The sequence below is a fragment of the Bacillus cereus group sp. N6 genome (assembly GCF_016483705.1).
GTDB lineage: Bacteria > Bacillota > Bacilli > Bacillales > Bacillaceae_G > Bacillus_A > Bacillus_A wiedmannii.
Genome location: NZ_JAEHBI010000019.1, coordinates 16,362 through 37,348, shown reverse-complemented (window position 1 = coordinate 37,348; position 20,987 = coordinate 16,362). Strand labels below are relative to the sequence as shown.

The following is a 20,987-nucleotide window of genomic DNA, read 5'->3' as shown; positions in this document are numbered from 1 at the left end:
ATGTACGCTGTAAAATTATTATTTGAATCTGTTCATTCTGGTGAGCCTCATCCTACGAAAGTGGATGAGCATTATGAAGAAAATCACGATAAACTTTTTGAAGAAAGTATTATCCTCGTTAAAGCAAACGACCTAGAGGAAGCTCACGAATTAGGCAAAAAAATAGCTATACACTCTGAAGAATCGTACGATAATGTGTACGGTGAACAAGTCACATGGAAGTTTCGAAAAGTGTTACATGTATTTGAATTAAATGATACTTCATTTGAAACAGGAACAGAGTTGTACGCAAGATTTTTACACGTTAAAAAAAATGAAACGGTAGATACAATAGTTAAAACATACTACCCTGAATACGAATAAAAGCTCACAGCAATTGCTGTGAGCTTTTTTATACTTATTTCGTTGAATCTCTAAATTGGATACGGTGAGGTAAGATAACAGTGTGATCTTCCACTTTTTCTTTGTTCATATACTTTGTTAATAGACGCATTGCTACTGCACCGATATCATACATTGGTTGTACAACTGTTGAAAGTTGCGGACGAACCATTAATGCAAGGCGTGTATTATCGAAACCAAGTACTTCTACATCAGTTGGTACGTTTAATCCAGCGTCTTGTGCTGCATGGATTACACCTAGTGCCATTTCGTCAGAAGATACGAAGATTGCTGTTGGCTTTTCATCACTGCTCCAAAGCTTTTCGAATGCTTCGATACCTGAATCATATGTGTAATCTCCATCGATTATAAGATTTTCATCATATGAAATACCTGCTTCTTCTAAAGCTTTTTTATAACCTTGTAACTTCTTCGCGCTTCCCGCTTTATTAATGAAAGGACCAGAGACGAAACCGATACGCGTATGCCCTTGCTCAATAAAGTGCTTCATTGCGTCGTAAGCTGCTTGCGTATAATCAATATTTACTGATGGCGTTTCATTTTGCTCATCAAATGACGCTGCTAATACGATTGGTACTGGAGACTTTTTGAATTCTTCAATGTGAATGTCTGTAATATCTTCACCCATGAAAACAATTCCGTCCACTTGTTTTCCAAGCATCGTATTTAATAAATGGAACTCTTTCTCTTTGTTTTGGTCAGAGTTACTTAAAATGATGTTATATTTGTACATTGTTGCGATATCTTCAATTCCACGAGCAAGTTCTGCATAAAACGTATTTGAGATATCAGGAATAATAACACCTACTGTAGTTGTCTTCTTACTTGCTAGTCCACGTGCTACCGCATTTGGGCGGTACCCTAAACGATCAATCGCTTCTAATACTTTCTTTCTTGTTGTAGGCTTTACATTTGGATTACCGTTCACTACACGAGATACGGTAGCCATTGAAACGTTTGCTTCACGCGCTACATCATAAATTGTTACGTTCATCTCATCGCACACTCCTTCTATTTTTGTTATCTATTTTTATGTATCGGTTACTTGAATGAAAAAAAGACATCAACTCTATTTGCAGATGCCACCAATCGTCCCGAGTTCTTCCTTTTACTAATGATACGATAAAAACGCAGGCTCATACAATATTTTCCCGCAAAAGTTTCGAAAAAATTCGCTTCTTTTCTCGTATTTTCGTATTTTTTATGAAAAAAAGGGCATTTTTTGTAAAAAAATAGATATCCCATGAGTACAAACTGTATATTAAGCCGTACGTTAGTAAATGAAATTTATATCGGCGATTTATATATATCGACTTACCGACAGAAACCGACAATGATATTCATTTGATGCGCGCTGGATCTGGGCTGGCAATAGAAGGTCACATCACCCTGTAGAATGCGTTATATCGGCAACGACAGGTAAATGTGTTGCTTTCTTTAAAATCGGCGCAGCGGATATAGGAAGCGTATTACGCGGCGCTCCTTCCCATCGTACCTTTTCACTTACAATAAAAAAAGACAGTTTAAACACTGTCTTTTTTTATAAGAAGGAAACAAACGGTTTTTCGCTGTTTTTCTCTTTTATAATAATTGCCTCAATTTTACTCTCGGACTTTATCTGCAATTGTACTTTCGCATCTTTAGGTAATTTTTCTAACATACTTTGAGCAGCCATTTGAGTAAGAGCCATTAATTCTGTTTTACCGTTATATTTAATAACGATATTCATATTTAATGTATCCATCTGATTTTTCTTGTAAGAAACTTTAGCATTTACTGGGATAAAATCTGCCGGAGAAAAACCTTTCATCGCATCAGCAAATTCAGTTATTTTTGTATTATCTTCTCCATGTGCTTGTTTAAATTCATCAGAAGGATATGAATATGCTTGTTCATCGATCGTACTCCAATTTCCAAGGTTCGTATCATTCTTTTGAACGGTAGCACTAGCAATATACGTCCCATTTTTTAAAGAACTTGTACTTTCTTGCTTAAAGATAGCAAACGTAATTGGAGACTTATTATACTTGTCATTTTTATTAATCGCTTCAATAAGTTGCTTGGCAACTTCAGTACCCTTAGACATAGCTTCTTCATTCGATACACTTGAAGACATGGCTAACCCGATCACAACGCCAGATAAACTTAATTCATTTGAATTCTGCTTCCCGAAATAGTCTTGTTCTATAATATTTGTCAAAACGGGTGCTTTTACTTTTGCGACTAGTTCATCAACTAACTTCTCCGGAATATACTGATTTAATTGTAGTACATGATTTTCTGTATCAAATTGCTCTTTTGCAATATTCATTAAACCATTTTCATACTCTGCTAAATCTAATTTAGAATTTGTTGTTATATTAGCTGTATTGATAACCTTTTGTTCTTTTAAAGGAATTACAGTTCTATAATAGTCTTTAGAAACAGCAGTTCTCGGAATCATGCTTTTTTCTTTCGTATCCTTCTGTATAACTTCATCCTTCTTACTAATCGTATCATTACTACAAGCTCCTAGTAATAAACTTACGACCGCGAAGGATAATGCCATTTTCTTCATTACTTAAAACCTACTTTCAACAATCTAATTATTTAATTTGAACTAATAACAGTGTACCATTAAATATATTTCAACAAAAACAAAAAAAAGAAGCAAGCACCTTTCGCTTGCTTCTTTTTACTTAATATTCTCTTCTAAAGCGTCTTTTTTAATGTTCCAATGAGACGTATTCCATACTACCATCCCATCTTTTATGTATAACACTTGCGGAGATTCATGTTTAATGCTGTACTGTTCTGCAACACGATTCGAAACATCTCTCGCATCTTGTACGTATAAGTAATACGCTGGTACTGCTCTTTCTTCACTACAATACGCTTGAAATTCTGTATATGCACCGTGACTAATCGGGCATGTCGTACTATGTTTAAAAAGAACATAAGGCTCGTTTTTTTCTACTAATACTTCAAGTTCTTCAATTGCTTCAATTTTTGTCATATTCATCACGATTCACCTCTCATACGAAGTCTAGAGCGCTTTTCTTTCTTTTCAGCTTTTTTCTCAAGTCTTTCTAATTTACGCTCTTCTTTTTCAACCTTTTTCTCTTGTCTTGTCGCACGATAATGATTGTATACTTCAATTGCTGCGCTACTCCACTGTACAACTTGCGCTACTTTATCGGCATTATTTTCAATTTCGTCCGTAACAGAATCTGATACATTACGAAGTTTCGTATTTAAAGAATGGATTGTCGTTCCAATTCCATCTACACCCGATACTACTTTATTTAATGATTGTGACTTCTGTTGAATGTCATCAGCTAACGCATTTGTTTTATGTAATAATTGCTCCGTCTCTACGCTAATCCCTTGCATTTGCTTTTCTAAACCTTCTAACGTGCTTGCAACGTTTTCTAACGTCTTTTGAACCGATAACAACGTTCTGCATACATATACTACTAATACAGCGAAAGCAACCGCGATAATAGCCGCACTTACATATAAAAGAACTTGCATTTCATCACTTCCTTTATCTTTTTCATACTTTCCCCTATTATACAATCATTTTCCGTTTCGTTCTAATCCCTATCTTTTCATTAGAATTTTCATACTTATTCGTTAACTTTAACATAAATGATTCAACAAATTCCACTAAGTAGGTTACAATAGGAGAGGATACATAATTAGTAGGGAGGCTTTACATATGAAAGATCCACGCATTGAAAAGTTAGCATACAATTTAATTAACTACTCTATCCGCTTACAAAAAGGCGAAAAAGTATTAATTGAAAACTTTGGCTTACAAAAAGAACTTGTAACTGCACTTGTAAAAGAAGCATATGCAGCTGGTGGTTTCCCATTCGTTTCTTTAAAAGATCATCAAGTAGATCGCTCTTTATTAATGGGTGCTACTGAAGAACATTTTGAACAAATCGCTGCATATGAAGCAAGCGTAATGAAAGATATGGACGCTTATATCGGTCTTCGCTCTGGCGATAACATTAACGAACAAGCTGACGTGCCAAGTGAAAGAATGCAAATTCACGGTCAAACAGTTGGTAAGAAAGTTCATAGAGACATCCGCGTTCCGAAAACGCGCTGGGTTGTTCTTCGCTACCCAAATGCTTCTATGGCGCAGCTTGCTAAAATGAGCACAGAAGCTTTCGAAGACTTCTACTTCGAAGTTTGTAACTTAGACTACGGTAAAATGGATAAGGCGATGGATAGCCTTGTTACATTAATGAATAAAACTGATAAAGTTCGCCTAACTGGCCCTGGAACTGACTTAACATTCTCTATTAAAGATATTCCAGCTATTAAATGTTCAGGTCATTTAAACATTCCAGACGGTGAAGTATACTCTGCACCAGTTCGCGATTCTGTTAATGGTACAGTTTCTTACAACACACCATCTCCTTACAACGGTTATACATTTGAAAATGTACAACTTAAATTTGAGAACGGTCAAATCGTTGAAGCAACTGCAAACGATACAGAGCGCATTAACAAAATCTTCGATACAGACGAAGGCGCACGCTTCGTTGGTGAGTTCGCAATTGGCGTAAACCCATACATCTTACATCCAATGGGAGACATCCTATTCGATGAAAAAATCGATGGCAGCTTCCACTTTACACCTGGACAAGCTTACGAAGATGCATGGAACGGTAACAACTCGAACATTCACTGGGATCTAGTATGCATCCAACGCCCTGAATACGGCGGCGGCGAAATTTACTTCGACGACGTACTAATCCGTAAAGACGGACGCTTCGTTGTATCTGAACTAGAAGCTTTAAATCCAGAGAACTTAAAATAATAAATAAAAACGCTCGGAATTTTCTCCGAGCGTTTTTCATTTATTACCTACCATTTCTATTTTCACATGTGGACTCTCTTTTTCTACAAGCGATAAAAACTGCTCCATATGTTGCGGCATCGCAACCATATGTACTTTGTATGTATTCGTCGTAATTTCAAGGGATTTCCCAACTTGACGAATGATTCGTATCTCTTTCAATACGATATCGTCATTTAAAATACCGTACTTTAATACCCCATTTTCTACTTTGTGCTTTTTAATAAATACTTCCCAAACGAGTGGTACATTTACAAGGAAACATAAACCCATTCCAATTAACGCTGACATCCACTGCTCTTTATTTGAGATAATCATGACAAGTGGATATACGAACATAAAAACTAACGTGAGACAAACGAAAATTACTACCGATTTACTTCTTTGAATCGGAATGTTCATACACGCACCCCCTAACCCAAATTATACCACTTTTTCCATTTTAGTTCATAAAAAAAGGCCATTTCTACATGACCTTCTTAAACAATATATCTATAGAATTTCTTATCCACCTGTAACACTGGAAAACTTTTTGGCAAATCTTCTATATCCACACTTTGAAAACCATTCTTTTCATAAAAGCGATGTGCTGCTAAAAATTTCACTGTCGTTCCTAAGTAAATATCTTTCAGCTTTTTATTCTCAGCCCACGAAATTGCTGTTTGGAGCAACTTATGTGATGCGCCCCATTCTTTTCCGCGAAATTCTTTTTTTACGAACATTTTTCTTAGCGCTACTTGCTGATTCTCAATATCTAATAAAGCTACTGTTCCAACTACTTTATCATCATAAGTTGCTACCCAAAAGTTTCCATGATTCCTTTGATAAAATGTTTCTATTTCAAGCAGGTCTGGCTGCTCTTCTTTCGTAATGGGGACATTGTACTCTTTTTGCTGAATATGAACGATAAGATCTACTACTTCATCTTGAAACGTACTTTCATACGGAATAATGCGTATCTTCTCGTTCATCGAATCTCCTTCCACTCTGAAGCTAGTAAACTATATACAGCGATATCGTGAAAATGATCATATAGCCATTCATCATCTCTTAAAATACCATCTAACTTAAAACCTAAACGCTCTGGAATAGCGCGGCTTTTCACATTTTCAACACCGCATCTAATTTCCACTTTATTTAATTTTAAATTCTCAAATGCATATTGAAGTACAGCCTTCACGCTACGCGTCATAATACCTTTCCCGCCAGCATCTTCTGCCAGGTAATATCCGAGACTGGCCGCTTTCTTCCCCCAACTTACCGGATGAATGCCTACCATCCCAACGAGCTTTCCTTTATAACGTATGCCACTTTCAAAACCGTCTCCCTCTGCAAACTTCTTTAACCACATCGGACAAATCTCATCATACGCACCAGCTGATTTCATCCCATCTACCCAAGGAAGCCATCTTCGTAAATGATTACGGTTTTGGTCTATTAATTGATATAGTTCCTCTTTATGATGCTTCTCTAATAACTGTAATTCGATTTCATCGTCTACTCGAAGTGTGAACATGTTTTTTAGCTCCCTTTTAGTTTTCTTATTATTCTAACACTTACAGATATAAATTGTTAAATATTCACACTTTATTTTAAATTATATATATGAACACCCACTATATATGATTGATATCTAGATATGAGTCATATATAGTTAAAGCATGGAAAAAAATGATAATTTTATAATTCAATTACGTAAAGGTGTTTTTGATCTTGCTATTTTGTCTTTAATAAGTAAACAACCTATGTACGGATACGAAATTACAAGTGCATTACAAGATATCCCTGTGTTTCATATCCCAAACGGTTCGATTTACCCCATATTAAATCGAATCACGAAAAACAATTGGGCTATTTCCTATTGGGAAGAGTCCGGTGATGGCCCAAAAAGAAAATACTATCGAATTACAGACGAAGGGAGAGAAATTTTACATAGTCGCTTACATGATTATGATGCAGTGTATCATGCTCTAATGTTACTAGCTAAAGGAGAGGATAAAAAATGAACAAGGAACAATTCTTTTCAAATGAACTCATTGCTTCTTTCTTACAGGATTTCGACAAAGGTTTAATGAACTTACCTACCTCAGCAAGAGAACAACATGTGCTAGAAATCAAATCCGATTTATATGAAAATGCATTAAGTAAAGAAAATGAAGGGATACCATTAGCAAGCATCCCTTCACAAGTGATTGAAGAATTTCTTCCTCCAAAAGAATTAGCACAGGAAATTGCCGGAGAATATACAGACGTTATTCAAGATGCACAGCAATTTACAAATACATTTATTAAATACTTTACAGGGCTATCTGTTGCTCCACTCGTTGCTTTATCAGTACCTATCGCACTTGGCTTTATAAATATTTCAGCTAATTTACCATTTTTATTAGCCTTTATCGTAAGCAATATTTGGTTCATCTGTAGAGAAAACCATTGGAATACAAAGCAATTAAAATTTTTAAAAACAATGATTTCCTTTAGTACTAGCGTTTTAATTGCACTTCCGTTTGCATTCTTCGCGATTCGAATTATGATAACAAAACAATTCGATATATTTTCATTCTATTATTTAATCGGATATGTACTTTTTAGTTCACTATATATCTTTTTATTAAAACAACTATACAAAAAGAATAAACACTATCAACAGATTAACGCTTTTTAAAATATATCGAACACAACAAAAAAAGACGCACAGCCACAGCTATGCGTCTTTTCTATTACTTCTCTGCAACTTGAACTTCTTTTACGTAAGCTGCTTCGAATTTTTGGATGTCTCCTGCGCCCATGAAAATTAGAACGCCGTTTTTATGTTTCTTTAATACATCCGTTGTTGTATCTGTAATTAGTTCTGCACCGTCAATACGCTTTTGCAGATCTTCGATTGTTAATTCACCTTTGTTTTCGCGCGCTGATCCGAAAATATCACATAAGTATACTTGGTCAGCTTTGCTTAAGCTTTCAGCGAACTCATCTAAGAACTTTTCTGTACGTGAGAATGTATGCGGCTGGAATACAGCGACAACTTCACGCTCTGGATGTTTTTGACGAGCTGCTTCAATCGTTGCATTAATTTCTGTCGGATGGTGTGCGTAGTCATCGATAATAACTTGCTCTCCCATTGGCTTTTCATTAAAGCGACGTTTTACGCCTTCAAAAGTTGTTAACTGATGCTTAACTGCTTCTACATCAACGTTTTCATAATGGCAAAGCGCGATTACTGCTAATGCATTTAATACGCTGTGGTTGCCGTATCCTGTAATTTTGAACGTGTCATAGTACGTATTACGAACGAATACATCGAAAATAGTACCATCTGTTCTCTTTTGAATGTTACGTGCTTGGAAATCATTATCTTCTCCAAATCCATAGAAAATAACAGGTACTTTCGCTTGAATTTTTTGAAGTTCTTCATCATCCCCACATGCAATAATACCTTTTTTCACTTGCAATGCCATCTCTTGGAATGCATTGAATACATCATTGATATCTGAGAAATAATCTGGATGATCAAAATCAATGTTTGTCATAATTGCATAGTCTGGATTGTAAGACAAGAAATGACGACGATACTCACAAGCTTCAAATACAAAATACTTACTATTTTCTACCCCATGCCCTGTTCCATCTCCAATGAGGTAAGATGTAGGGTGTGCACCTTGCATTACATGGGCTAACAAACCAGTTGTTGATGTTTTTCCATGTGCACCAGTTACAGCAACACTTGTGTATTGGTTCATAAGATCACCTAAGAAGTGATGGTAACGATGTACTGGGATGTTTAATTCTTTTGCTGCTACAATTTCTTCATGCGTATCAGGAAATGCATTTCCTGCAATAATCACTTGTCCTTCTTTTACATTATTTTTATCAAAAGGAAGGATCGAGATATTACGCTTTTCCAACGCTGTTTGTGTAAAGAAACGCTTTTCATAATCAGACCCTTGAACAGTATGCTTCATGTCATGAAGAATTTGAGCTAATGAACTCATTCCTGTTCCTTTAATTCCTACAAAATGGTAAACTGTCATCTTAAAGAACCTCCAACATTTCGAACTAATACAACGGCCTATCTATAAGACAGTATATGAATCTTTTCTTATTTTGGTAATCATCATACATTTTTGATGTAGTGAAGTTATTCTTTCCCTTCACTTATCAGGATAAACTCGTACGTACTTCTTTTTTATGTCCATAACAAATCCATTATAGCAAAAAAGAAGCCGCTATACTATGATAACAGAAAAACTGATAGGGTCAATCACCTATCAGTTTTTCTCTCTTTTACATATCTTCTCTTTTTTCTAATTGAACACGCTCTAGACGTGGGTTTGGACGATATTTACGACCAGCTTTCGCTTCTGGTTTTCCATTTAATTCTACGTTATCACCAGTAAAGCCAATATTCATTTTTAATAAGCTACTTCCTACTCCGTATATATCAACAGGTACGTTTTGAGCTTCAAATTCACGAATACGCTTCTCATCAAATCCACCAGTTACAACGATGTCTACATGCTGGAATCCTTCTTCATCAAGTGCTTTACGAAGTGCGAATACAAGTGATGGGTTTACACCACGTGGATCGAATGTTCCAAGTACTTCTGGGTGGCGAATGAAGTATTGATCAATCATCGTGCGCGACGTATCTACACGTACACCTTTTAATGTTGATCCAAATTCACGCGCTACGCGAAGTGCATCTGTAATGACATCATTATTGTAATCAATTAATACAACTAATTCATCTTCTGGGAATTTCTTATGATATGCTTTTGCCGCTTCCACAACATCACCATTAAACATTTGAATTAATGCGTGAGGCATTGTCCCCATACCACTTCTACCCCACCATTCATTCATCGCATGCGTCGCTTGTGCGCTCATACCCCCGATGTATGCTGCATAACCGTCACCAGCTTGTTGCGTATAATGATCGTCACGATCTCCCATGAAAATAACTGGTTTTTCTTTATCTACGCTACGCGCAGCTTGGACAACGTTATATACGTTTGTCGCAACTGATGTACGACGGGCTAAAATCCCATCAATGACACCTTCTAAAAATCCGAAATTTTCATAAGGACCATGAATTGTTAACACTGTTTCAAACGGACTAATATTATCGCCATCTTTTAAAGAGTTAATTTCAAGTTCCTCAGGATTTTTGGCGAATGTTTGTAGCAAAGCAATCACTTCATCTGTTCCGCAAAGAACTGCATTTTCCTTTTGGAAAAATTGCATCGTCACAACACTTTTCGGGCGAAATTCTTCAATGATTTCTCTAGTCTTTAAAAAGTAAACGGCAGAGAACCAACCTTCTCCAACACGTTCGTCAAATTTAAATGTTCTATTTGTTAGTCTATTTATTTCACCTTTTAATTTTAATTCAATTTCTTTCATGTCGCTTTACTCCCTACTTTACTATCCAACATTTTCTATTAGTATACAGCAAAACCGTTTACTATACATTTGTTTCCTGCATAGCAGCGAATTCATCCTCAGAAATAAGGACATCTCTCGGTTTCGTTCCTCTTCCTTCAGAAATAATCCCTTGCGATTCCATCTCTTCAATGAGACGTGCCGCGCGATTATAACCGATGCGGAATTTTCGCTGTACAGAAGATGTGGACGCTCCCCCTTGTTCTACAACAAATTGACATGCATCAAAGAACAATTCGTCTTCCGACTCAGCTTGTTCTGTTTTCGCTAATAAATCCTCTTGCTTAAATAAGTAATTCGGCTTCATTTGCTTTCTCACATGATCAACTGTTTTCTCAATCTCATCATCCGATACATATACACCTTGTACACGAACTGGTTTAGACGTACCGTTTCCTAAAAATAGCATATCACCACGGCCAAGTAATTTCTCCGCGCCCCCAATATCAATAATCGTACGCGAATCAACTTGAGATGATACAGTAAACGCAATACGCGTTGGAATGTTTGACTTAATTAAACCTGTAATAACATCTACAGACGGACGCTGCGTTGCTACTAATAAATGAATACCACAAGCACGTGCTTTTTGCGCAATACGACAAATCGCTTCCTCAACATCACCAGGTGCTACCATCATTAAATCGGCTAACTCGTCAATGACAATAACGATATAAGGTAATGTCTCTCCTGGAATTTCTCGCCCACTTACAATCGTATTATAACGAGTTAAATCACGAGCACCAGCGTGCGCAAACAATTCATAACGACGCTCCATTTCTTCAACCGCCCACTTTAATGCAGCTGTCGCTGCTTTTACATCCGTAATAACAGGTGCTACAAGATGCGGAACAGAATTGTATGGTGCAAGCTCAACCATCTTCGGATCGATTAACATTAACTTCACTTCATGCGGTTTCGCTTTATATAAAATGCTCGTTAAAATTGCGTTAATGCACACACTTTTACCAGAACCCGTTGCACCCGCAATAAGTCCATGTGGCATTTTTCGAATATCCGTTACAATTGGATCGCCTGAAATATCAAGTCCTAGCGCAACTGTAAGCGGTGATTCGCTCTTTGTAAACACAGGACTTCTTAAAATTTCACGAAGGAATACTGGCTTACTTTCTTTATTTGGAACTTCGATTCCAATCGCACTCTTCCCTGGAATCGGTGCTTCAATACGAATATCTTTCGCTGCTAAACTCAGTTTAATATCATCACTTAAGTTTGTAATTTTATTTACTTTCACACCTGGGTCTGGCTGTACTTCAAAACGAGTTACCGCTGGACCTTGCGATACGTTAATAACATGTGCACCAACGTGGAAATTATTAAATGTTGTATCTAATAATTCTTTCTGTTCATCCAACCATTCCGTATTATCTAAAGCTGCCTGCTGCGGAATTGACAACAATGTTAATGGCGGAATTGCATATGTCGGTGGTGTTTGCAATACATTTCGCATATCGTTCTCTCTTTGATTTACAACATATGCTTTCTCTTGTACTTCCGTACTTGAAGTTGGCTTTTGTACTTGCTCTACCACCACTTGTTGCACTGGACGTTCTTCCACTTGTGATTCCACCACTACTTGCTGCATTGGTTTCTCTTCCGCTTGTGGTTCTACTACTACTTGTTGCACTGGCTTTTCTTCCACTCGTGATTCTACCACTACTTGCTGCATTGGTTTCTCTTCCACTTGTGGTTCTACTGCCACTTGTTGCATTGGTCTTTCTTCCACTTGTGGTTCCACTACTACTTGCTGCATTGGCTTTTCTTCCACTTGTTGGACAGGCTTATTCTCTACTCGTTCACTCATAGAAGGTTGCATTGCATTTACTCTAGCCGCATGTCTTTCCATTAATCGCGTTCTGTCTTGTTTCAACATAACAACATTAAATGGGACATGGCGCTTTTTCTGACGTTTTGATTCTTCTTTTTGTACAATTGGTTGCTCTTCTGAGACCGGTGTTTCCTCTACAACTTGTCGTTCTTCTGCAATCCGTGCTTCTTCTACAACTCGTTGTTCTTCCGCAATCGGCGCTTCTTCTACAACTCGTTGCTCTTCCGCAATCCGTGCTTCTTCTACAACTTGTTGTTCTTCTGCAATTAGTGCTTCTTCTACAACTCGTTGTTCTTCTGCAATCGGCGCTTCTTCTACAACTGACTGCTCTTCCGCAATCGGCGCTTCTTCTACAACTGACTGCTCTTCCGCAATCGGCGCTTCTTCTACAACTTGTTGTTCTTCTGCAATTAAAACATTTGCAAAGCTTTGAACATCTTTTTTCGTTTGTTCATCAACCTCAGTAACATGTATGAATCCATTCTTTAGTTCAATTGCTTCATTTAAAACCATTTCTTGCTGTGTTTCCTCAAGTGCTATAGGTTCCACTTCTTCTAGCTCTTCTGCTTCTGCAATTACTTCCACTTCTTCTGACTCTTCTGTTTCTGCAATTACTTCCACTTTTTCTAGCTCTTCTGCTTCTGCAATTACTTCCACTTCTTCTAGCTCTTCTGCTTCTGCAATTACTTCCACTTCTTCTAGCTCTTCTGCTTCTGCAATTACTTCTACTTCTTCTGACTCTTCTGCTTCTGCAATTACTTCCACTTCTTCTAGCTCTTCTGCTTCTGCAATTACTTCTACTTCTTCTGGTATTTCCGCTTCTGCAATTACTTCCACTTCTTCTGGTATTTCCGCTTCTGCAATTACTCCCACTTCTTCTGGTATTTCCACGATGATTGTTTCTTCAAGTTTTTCTTCTGCTTTGACAATCACTGATTCTTCTGGAGCTTGCTTTTCTACTTCAATAGTAGGTTGTTCTATTTCTGTATTACGTTTAGTTTCTTCTGATAATATTGTATCCTCGTGCTCTACTTTAGAATCTACTAATTCTGTTTGTAGAATGTTTTTGACCACTACATCACTTTCTTGCTTAGCATCTTCCATACGCTCAGCAATTGTTTGATGAGGTACTTCACCCGCTGGAACTGCCTGCTGTGCACTAATTTCTTGAACCACTTCTTTTTCTTCTACTATAGGCTCTTGGCGTTCAATTTCATAACCGTTTTTCTCTAGCCATTGATCGACAACTGACTTTTCTTCCTTTTTACTTTGTTGATCTCGCTGATCAACACCTTCATGACTGGAAGAATTCGTTGCTTGTCCTTCTGAGAAATCAGATAATGTATATCCTTTTTTCTCTAACCATGCATCAACGACTGATTTGCCCTCTACAGATATTTCAAGATCTTCTCTTTCCTTTTTTTCCTCCTGCTTTTCTACCTTTTTCTCTACAGAAGGACGATTATATCCGTAAATTGGCGAGATCATTTCTGTTGGACGAAATGGTCTACGGTTACTTTCTTGCGAAGGTGCAGATGCTTTCTTTACGACAGGCTCTCTCTCCGGTTCATATTGTACTGCCGGCTCTTCATATGTAGAAACTACTTTTTCCACATACTGTCGTCTACTTCTTTCCACTTTGACCCCTCTTTGAGTAGGCTGATTTTCATATGTTACAACTTGAACAGGTTGTTCTTCAAAATGCCCTGTTGCTATAACATCCTCTTCATCGAACCCATTATCCGGTACTAATGGAAAACGGCATTTACCTGCATTCCGACTTGCCATTTGTGCTTCTCTTGCTTCAGTGTAGTGGTTTACACGAGGGATCTTCGGCTGACTTTCGATTTGCTTTGGTACTTCTTTATTTATCGCTGTTTGTTCTTCCTCTTTGTTAAACAGCTTTTTCATCCAATCTAACATGCTTACCACTCTTTCTACTAAATAGTAACATCCTTTATTGTATCAGCATTCGGCAAAAAGTGCAGGTAAAATTAAGCATGTCATATTTATCCATAACATTCTAATTACGAGTGTTTTCATATGGAAAAACGCAGCCTTCCATGTAAGACTGCGTTTAAGCTTTACTCTTCCGATACTCATCTACACTATCCGTTACACTTTGCAATAAAGAATTTACATACTGTGGGTCAGATAATTTTTTATCTTCTTCAGAATTTGACATAAATCCAAGTTCTAATAGTACGCCAGGAACCTTTGCCCAATTAAATCCAGAAAGGTCATCCCTGAATTTAATTCCATTTACTTTCACTTGATGATTCTCTCTCATTTTATTTACAATCGTTTGAGAGATTTGAAGACTTTCAGCATAAATCTCTTTCGTGTACGGACTTCCTTCTGCCGGCGTTAATACAGCAAATCCACTTTGATTCGGATTTTCAGAGCCATCTGCATGAAGACGTAAAAATAAATTCGCCTTATGATCATTCGCAAATGTCGCGCGTTCTTTATTACTTATATCCACATCTTGTGACGTTCTCGTCATTAATACTTGTATTCCCTTTGCTTCTAACTTTTCTTTTAATACGGAAGCCATTTCTAATACAAGAACAGCCTCTCTTTTTTTCGTCACAACACCAGTTGTACCATCTGTCACTTTATATTTTTGCGTCGTTGCTCCTGGCCCGATTGGCTCCAAATTTAAATTTGCTTTTTGTTGATGCCCCGGATCAATAACAACAAGAAACTTTCCTTGTTTTTCATTACTCTCTACTTTTTGTTCATTATTTTGCAGCGGTTGCTCTGTTGGCTGCGCTGGCGTAGCTTCCTCTTTCTTTTCCTCGGCCGGCACTTCCTCCTGCTTCTGCTCCACTTGCTCATTCGTTTGAACTGCTTGCGGTTCTTCTTTCTTTTCTTGTTCTTCTTGCTGCTTTTCTACCGGTGCGTCTTCCCTGTTATCTTGTTTTTTTTCCTGCATAGAAGATGTTACTTCTTTTTTCGGCTCTTCTTGCGAACAACCTCCCATATATATTCCAATGAATACAATCATGCTCATTATTTTTATATACTTCATGTGTTTCTCCCATCACTTTGCACCGGTCTCAAAGTTTTTTATAATTGTTTTATAATCTCATCCATATTTCCAATATGAACGGGTTGCCATGTTTCTGTACCACGCTCTGCCGTATAAACTAAATACGCACCATCAGCCACATTTACGAAAATCGGATCCCCCATATCTGTTTCATATCCGATAACAATCCATTCTTCTTTCCATTTTCCATGTTCTTCACTTATTAATGAATTTTTATGTTTATCATATCGATAACCGATTTGTCCTTTTTCTAATTCATTTTCGCTAAACACATATATTTCATAGGAACCTAGTTCGATATCTTGCTGTTTTGAAGTTTCAATTCGTTTCAGAAGTTCTGCGATTTTTAGTTGTTGTTTCATACGTCTATCCCCTTCTATTTTTCTAAATTTTAACTAGTTTGTTTATAAAATACAATATAGTTTTTGAGAAAAAAGGTGACATCCTTATCATATGAACGATTTTTTGAATATATCTGTCACAACTCGCAATATATCAATGATTCAACAGAAAAGAGAGGCTGTCCAAAAGGACAACCTCTCTTTTCTTACATCAATTAAAATTTGAACTCTTGTCCAACTTCAAAGCTATCTTCTAATACAAGAATACCTTTTTCTTGTGGAGCATTTGGAAGCTCTAATTCACGTGCTGAACAAATCATTCCAGAAGAAGGAACACCGCGAAGTTCAGCTGGTTTAATTAACATACCGCTTGGCATTACAGCGCCGATTTTTGCAACGACAACTTTTTGTCCTGCATCAACGTTCGGTGCGCCACATACGATTTGTAATGTTTCTGTACCGATTTCTACTTTACAAATGTTTAGCTTATCAGCATTTGGATGCTTCTCTTTTTCAGCTACATAGCCTACAACAAATTTTGGAGAAAGATCTGCTTCTACTGTTTCTTCAAAGCCGTTCTTCGCTAAAATCCCGTTGATTTTTTCTACAAATTCTTTCGTTAATGTTAGGTTACCTGTTTCTTTTACTTCTAAGTAAGAAGACGCATTAAAGATGTTGAATCCTGCTGTTACATCGCTTTCACGATCGTATACGCGTGCAACATCTCCTTTGCGATCAAAAGTACGGTTCTCTAAAGTAATATCTTGTAAGGCAACAATTAGAGTGTCACCAATTCCTTCAAGGTTGTAAAAAACGTTCACTTCGTTCATCCTTTCTCTTTTCCGTCTGTCTTCTTCCGATTCTTCGCTAAAATAAAGATTGGCTCGAAGTCTCCATCTTCATATACGAATGAAAGTGATGTAATCGGAACATGCCCTTCGGCAAAAAATTTCATTGTCATTTGTGCAATAATATCATAACCGATTTCGTTGACGATATCAGCAATAATTAATACATCTTGGTGAGGAACAGCAACAACCATGTCACCAGAAATCTTTTCACGCATCGATTGTAGTAACGATTCGTTTAAAATACGCGTCGCATCATACCCATCATTTGTGTTTAAAAAGTAGAATGTATTCCCTGCTACTGTTTCTTGTTTAAATTCATAACCTAATGAGCGAGCGTTGAATAATGCCATCTCACGCACTTGTTGCTCTGTAAGTTCTAATTTTTGTAATAGACGCTCATCAATGAGTCGATACGTTTTATTCGAATCTAACGCGTAGTAAATACGTGTTTCCGCCGTATGATCCGTCATAATAAACGGATTTCCTTCTTCTGCTTGTTTCGGGAAAGAAGTAGAGCGAATAACAGGTAAAATTTTCGCTGCGCTATTTTCTTCTTTATGCATCGCAATTAACGCTTCTTGTACGTAATAAGCAACCTCTTCAATTGCTTTTTCTTTATTCACTTCCCATTTTGCCACAACTCCTGGAAGCGATACGTTAATACCTTTTTTCGAGTCTTTCTGTTCTATACGTAGAACTTCTTTCTCGCTATCATACTGAAAGTCCCATTCTGGGCGAGATAATTTCTTCATTAACTCGTCTTTCATCTTTTTACTTGTCATCTTCATCTCTTTTTCCTCCCTTCCAAAAAAATAACCTCCCCCGCGAAGGTAGAGGTTGTTTTACAATTCAATTGGCAAATTGCCTTATTTTAAACCTTCAATGAACTCTTCGATTTGCTCTTGTGTTTTACGATCTTTGTTTACATAGCGACCTGTTTCTTCACCCTTATTGTACGCTACAAAGCTCGGAATGCCAAATACGTCTAATTTTACGCATAGATCAATAAACTCATCACGATCTACATAGTAAAATGAGAAATCACTATATTTCTCTTCTACTTCTGGCATAAACGGGTCTACAAAACGGCAGTCTGGGCACCATTCTGCTGAGAACATAAAGACTACATTCTCTTCATTTTTCAATTGTTGGAATTGCTCCATGCTTTCTAATGATTTCATCTATATTTCCTCCTCTAACGAGTGCATTTTTTCATGTTATAATCTTTCTTTTATACTACCATACATCGCGCATGGTGCAAGGTTTATGCTTGCTTTTCGTCATACTTATATTGCCCAACAAGTAACTTAACAACGTGTACAAATAATTCCGTGCGGTCGACATAATCATCTGTAAAAATACCGATAGCACCTTCGTGACTACGAATATCTTTTCTTTGTACAAACTCTTCCATCACTTCACTTAACTCCTTGCCATCTTCAAGAGGTGCTAAAAAATCATCTGGTAACTTAATACGTGCACCGCCTGCAACGAATGTTTTACCGGTATTTGTTGCTAGCGCGCCCCAGTTACACATAAATAAACCGTGCTCCGTTTTCATTACGCCACCTTCTAATCCAATACCAATTTGAGCTTCTCCTTCTTGTAGCGCTCGCTTCGCTCTATTAACCGCTCCTTGCATCGTCTCTTCATCTGTAAACGGCTGATTTGCTACCCCTGAAGGAACAGAAAGAGATGTAATTGTAGCATCTTTCCAAACCTTCTCCACAGCACCAACTTTCGTTTTATTCTTCGATCCAACTACTACTTTCATTTCGTTCACCTCTATAAAAATTCATCATTTTGTTCCATCCAATATCCGCTTCGGCACAAATTAAGTACCAACCACTATCACACACCACAGTGGAATCCCTTCTACCTATAAAAGAAGATGGCTTTCCGCAATATTATTGGTCCTAAACAAAAAAACAGGCTTCTTCTTTCTTCCTACCCACGGTCTTAATACACCATTCGAGCACCTATTAAGCACTAACCGCCACCACACACCGCTGGGGCATCTATTCAACCTAAAAAAAGAAGGGTTTTTCGCCCTTCTCCTCTACGCGTTATTCTTAATTGTCTCTAACGTCGTTTTATCCGTTGCTCTTACAAGCTTCGTAATGAGTTCTTTTGCTGCCGCATAATCATCAACATGTAAAATAGAAGCATGTGTATGAATGTAACGTGCGCAAACACCAATTACTGCTGATGGGATACCTGAGTTACTTGTATGTACACGGCCCGCATCTGTACCACCTTGTGAAATAAAGTATTGGTACGGAATGTTGTGTGTTTCTGCTGTATCTAAAATGAATTCGCGCATTCCTCTATGTGTTACCATTGTACGGTCGTAAATACGAAGAAGAGCACCTTTTCCTAATTGACCGAACTGCGTTTTATCACCAGATGCATCGTTTGCTGGACTTGCATCAAGCGCATAGAAAATGTCTGGTTGAATCATATTTGCAGCAGTTTGTGCACCGCGAAGACCAACTTCTTCTTGTACAGTCGCACCAGAGTATAATGTGTTTGGTAATGTTTCATCTTTTAATTCTTTTAATAATTCGATTGCAAGGCCACATCCATAACGGTTGTCCCAAGCTTTCGCCATAATTTTCTTTTCATTTGCCATCGGCGTAAACGGACAGATTGGCACGATTTGTTGTCCTGGTTTTACACCAATCTCAATCGCATCTTCGTAGCTATCTGCACCTATATCAATTAACATATTTTTTATATCCATCGGTTTTGCACGTTGCGCGTCACTTAATAAATGAGGAGGAATAGAACCAACAACCCCAATAACAGGACCATTCTTCGTCATAACTTGTACACGTTGCGCTAATAACACTTGACTCCACCAGCCGCCTAACGTTTGAAAACGAAGCATCCCGTTTTTCGTAATTTGCGTAACCATGAAACCTACTTCATCCATATGACCTGCTACAAGAACACGTGGGCCAGTTTCGTCCCCTTTTTTCAGACCAAATACGCTACCTAAACCGTCTTGCACAATTTCATCCGCATATTTGCTTAATTCTTGCTTCATAAAACGGCGTACATCATGTTCGAAACCTGATGCACCTTGTAATTCTGTTAACGTACGAAATAATTGTAATGTCTCTTTATTCACGAAGTCCCCTTCTTTCAAACCTTAGTAGAATACCTCTTTTATTGTAACGAAATTTTCGAAATGTTTCTAGTTTCTTCTTTTTTAACTGTATTTGCTTTATAATTATTATTGGTACACTATTTTTATTTTATAGAATTGAGGTGAATATATGAGCTGGAAAGGTTTAGTAGCAGGTCTTGGCGTTGGGTTCGCAGCTGGTTATCTTGTTGCAAACAAAGTACAAGAACAATCCCATATTTCTTCAGAAAAAGCATTGAAAATGGTGAAACAAGCATTACGTCATAAAGGTGAAATTACTGGCTCTTGGGTACATATGGTTCCAGAGGCATTTGAAAAATATGATGTCGCATACGAAGTTTATCGTGGCGGTCTTACAACAATGTTAGATGATATACAAGAACGATTTGAATTTTTAGTTGATGCTAAAACAGGTACTGTTTTAGAGGTTATAGCAGCATAAAAAGGAGGGTTCCCATTAGGTGAACCTCTTATTTTTTAATTGTGAAAGAAATAAAAGGAGTATCGATGTTAGATGATATTAGAAACCGAATACTTATGCCTAAAGGAAATGCGACAAGATGATTTTGATGATTTAAAAATGATGTTGCAAGATCCAGATGTAATGTATGCTTATGAGCACAATTTTTCTGATGCTGATGTCCAATCTTGGTTAGATAAAAATATAAAACGATATAAAGATTTTGGGTTTGGCTTATGGGGGATGTATCTAAAAGAAACTGATGAATTTATAGGGAATGCCGGTTTAAGTATGCAGGATACCGATGTTGAACAGGTCATAGAAATTGGATATTTGTTAAAAAAAGAGTTTTGGCATAAAGGTTACGCAAGTGAAATTACTAAAAGCATTAAAGAATATGCTTTTAATGAATTAGGACTATCAAAAGTCTATTCAATGATTAAACATGACAATATTGCTTCACAAAAAGTTGCTAAGAAGCTTGGTATGATTAAAGAAAAAGAATTCATGACTAAATATTATAATGGAGATATGCTTCATTATTTATATAGCATATCTAAATAGGAGGCTGCTCCAGCAAA

The 20,987-nt window shown here is 37.1% G+C and carries 23 protein-coding genes; 6 read left to right on the top strand and 17 right to left on the bottom strand.

Annotated features, from left to right (window positions below; all coding sequences use genetic code 11):
* The gene (locus tag JDS99_RS15190; RefSeq protein ID WP_137012498.1) at positions 1-363 is read left to right on the top strand and encodes a DUF4288 domain-containing protein; all 363 of its coding nucleotides are present in this window, start codon (positions 1-3) and stop codon (positions 361-363) included.
* Between the two features lie 34 nt (positions 364-397).
* Here the strand turns inward: JDS99_RS15190 and ccpA are convergent, their stop codons facing one another.
* The 4 genes from ccpA to JDS99_RS15170 all read right to left on the bottom strand — a co-directional run bounded on the left by ccpA (position 398) and on the right by JDS99_RS15170 (position 3,915).
* Positions 398-1,396 (bottom strand): catabolite control protein A, encoded by a 999-nt coding sequence (ccpA, locus tag JDS99_RS15185; protein ID WP_001103309.1) that lies wholly within the window; start codon positions 1,394-1,396, stop codon positions 398-400.
* A 546-nt stretch (positions 1,397-1,942) separates the two neighbouring features.
* The gene (locus JDS99_RS15180; RefSeq protein WP_088610259.1) at positions 1,943-2,959 is read right to left on the bottom strand and encodes a CamS family sex pheromone protein; all 1,017 of its coding nucleotides are present in this window, start codon (positions 2,957-2,959) and stop codon (positions 1,943-1,945) included.
* Positions 2,960-3,076: 117 nt separating this feature from the next.
* Positions 3,077-3,403, bottom strand: coding sequence for a bacillithiol system redox-active protein YtxJ (ytxJ, locus tag JDS99_RS15175; RefSeq protein WP_046956174.1), 327 nt, complete (start codon positions 3,401-3,403; stop codon positions 3,077-3,079).
* A complete protein-coding gene (locus JDS99_RS15170; RefSeq protein WP_001197725.1) occupies positions 3,403-3,915 on the bottom strand; it encodes a DUF948 domain-containing protein in 513 nt (170 codons plus the stop codon). Before JDS99_RS15170 ends, ytxJ begins: the two co-directional genes overlap by 1 nt.
* A 187-nt stretch (positions 3,916-4,102) precedes the next feature.
* Here JDS99_RS15170 and JDS99_RS15165 point away from each other — a divergent pair, with 187 nt between their 5' ends.
* Positions 4,103-5,218, top strand: coding sequence for an aminopeptidase (locus JDS99_RS15165; RefSeq protein ID WP_046956172.1), 1,116 nt, complete (start codon positions 4,103-4,105; stop codon positions 5,216-5,218).
* 36 nt (positions 5,219-5,254) lie between these two features.
* Here JDS99_RS15165 and JDS99_RS15160 read toward each other — a convergent pair whose 3' ends face one another.
* The 3 genes from JDS99_RS15160 to JDS99_RS15150 all read right to left on the bottom strand — a co-directional run bounded on the left by JDS99_RS15160 (position 5,255) and on the right by JDS99_RS15150 (position 6,773).
* The gene (locus tag JDS99_RS15160; protein ID WP_088610260.1) at positions 5,255-5,659 is read right to left on the bottom strand and encodes a PH domain-containing protein; all 405 of its coding nucleotides are present in this window, start codon (positions 5,657-5,659) and stop codon (positions 5,255-5,257) included.
* A gap of 77 nt (positions 5,660-5,736) precedes the next feature.
* Positions 5,737-6,228, bottom strand: coding sequence for a GNAT family N-acetyltransferase (locus tag JDS99_RS15155; protein ID WP_088064589.1), 492 nt, complete (start codon positions 6,226-6,228; stop codon positions 5,737-5,739).
* On the bottom strand, positions 6,225-6,773 hold the full coding sequence (locus JDS99_RS15150; RefSeq protein WP_088610261.1) for a GNAT family N-acetyltransferase: 549 nt from the start codon (positions 6,771-6,773) through the stop codon (positions 6,225-6,227). The genes JDS99_RS15155 and JDS99_RS15150 overlap by 4 nt, the downstream gene beginning before the upstream one ends.
* Before the next feature lie 145 nt (positions 6,774-6,918).
* Here JDS99_RS15150 and JDS99_RS15145 point away from each other — a divergent pair, with 145 nt between their 5' ends.
* A complete protein-coding gene (locus JDS99_RS15145) occupies positions 6,919-7,263 on the top strand; it encodes a PadR family transcriptional regulator (RefSeq protein WP_048544504.1) in 345 nt (114 codons plus the stop codon).
* A complete protein-coding gene (locus JDS99_RS15140; protein WP_199695301.1) occupies positions 7,260-7,922 on the top strand; it encodes an HAAS signaling domain-containing protein in 663 nt (220 codons plus the stop codon). The genes JDS99_RS15145 and JDS99_RS15140 overlap by 4 nt, the downstream gene beginning before the upstream one ends.
* A gap of 55 nt (positions 7,923-7,977) precedes the next feature.
* Here JDS99_RS15140 and murC read toward each other — a convergent pair whose 3' ends face one another.
* The 10 genes from murC to JDS99_RS15090 form a co-directional block, all read right to left on the bottom strand.
* Positions 7,978-9,288 (bottom strand): UDP-N-acetylmuramate--L-alanine ligase, encoded by a 1,311-nt coding sequence (murC, locus tag JDS99_RS15135; RefSeq protein WP_000219461.1) that lies wholly within the window; start codon positions 9,286-9,288, stop codon positions 7,978-7,980.
* A gap of 253 nt (positions 9,289-9,541) precedes the next feature.
* The gene (locus JDS99_RS15130) at positions 9,542-10,660 is read right to left on the bottom strand and encodes a nicotinate phosphoribosyltransferase (protein ID WP_000658380.1); all 1,119 of its coding nucleotides are present in this window, start codon (positions 10,658-10,660) and stop codon (positions 9,542-9,544) included.
* A gap of 61 nt (positions 10,661-10,721) precedes the next feature.
* Positions 10,722-14,471: a DNA translocase FtsK gene (locus JDS99_RS15125; protein ID WP_199695300.1), complete on the bottom strand. Its 3,750-nt coding sequence runs from the start codon at positions 14,469-14,471 to the stop codon at positions 10,722-10,724.
* A gap of 154 nt (positions 14,472-14,625) precedes the next feature.
* Positions 14,626-15,582, bottom strand: a complete 957-nt coding sequence (locus JDS99_RS15120) for an N-acetylmuramoyl-L-alanine amidase (RefSeq protein WP_097889186.1) — start codon at positions 15,580-15,582, stop codon at positions 14,626-14,628.
* 38 nt (positions 15,583-15,620) lie between these two features.
* Positions 15,621-15,965 (bottom strand): thiamine transporter, encoded by a 345-nt coding sequence (locus JDS99_RS15115; protein ID WP_087984841.1) that lies wholly within the window; start codon positions 15,963-15,965, stop codon positions 15,621-15,623.
* A gap of 194 nt (positions 15,966-16,159) precedes the next feature.
* The gene (gene ytpR / locus JDS99_RS15110; RefSeq protein ID WP_088609954.1) at positions 16,160-16,774 is read right to left on the bottom strand and encodes a YtpR family tRNA-binding protein; all 615 of its coding nucleotides are present in this window, start codon (positions 16,772-16,774) and stop codon (positions 16,160-16,162) included.
* Positions 16,771-17,583: a DUF1444 domain-containing protein gene (locus JDS99_RS15105; RefSeq protein WP_000784602.1), complete on the bottom strand. Its 813-nt coding sequence runs from the start codon at positions 17,581-17,583 to the stop codon at positions 16,771-16,773. The genes ytpR and JDS99_RS15105 overlap by 4 nt, the downstream gene beginning before the upstream one ends.
* A 78-nt stretch (positions 17,584-17,661) precedes the next feature.
* Complete coding sequence (locus JDS99_RS15100; RefSeq protein ID WP_000838193.1) at positions 17,662-17,976, bottom strand: thioredoxin family protein; 315 nt, start codon at positions 17,974-17,976, stop codon at positions 17,662-17,664.
* An 83-nt stretch (positions 17,977-18,059) separates the two neighbouring features.
* The gene (locus JDS99_RS15095; protein ID WP_147786589.1) at positions 18,060-18,569 is read right to left on the bottom strand and encodes a DUF84 family protein; all 510 of its coding nucleotides are present in this window, start codon (positions 18,567-18,569) and stop codon (positions 18,060-18,062) included.
* Between the two features lie 285 nt (positions 18,570-18,854).
* Positions 18,855-19,928 carry a M42 family metallopeptidase gene (locus tag JDS99_RS15090; protein WP_001031515.1) on the bottom strand — a complete coding sequence of 358 codons (1,074 nt, stop codon included), beginning with the start codon at positions 19,926-19,928 and terminating at the stop codon, positions 18,855-18,857.
* A gap of 148 nt (positions 19,929-20,076) precedes the next feature.
* Between JDS99_RS15090 and JDS99_RS15085 the strand changes: the two genes are divergently transcribed.
* Positions 20,077-20,388 carry a PepSY domain-containing protein gene (locus tag JDS99_RS15085; protein ID WP_199695299.1) on the top strand — a complete coding sequence of 104 codons (312 nt, stop codon included), beginning with the start codon at positions 20,077-20,079 and terminating at the stop codon, positions 20,386-20,388.
* Between the two features lie 72 nt (positions 20,389-20,460).
* A complete protein-coding gene (locus tag JDS99_RS15080; RefSeq protein ID WP_088609956.1) occupies positions 20,461-20,970 on the top strand; it encodes a GNAT family N-acetyltransferase in 510 nt (169 codons plus the stop codon).
* Positions 20,971-20,987: the final 17 nt, after the last annotated feature.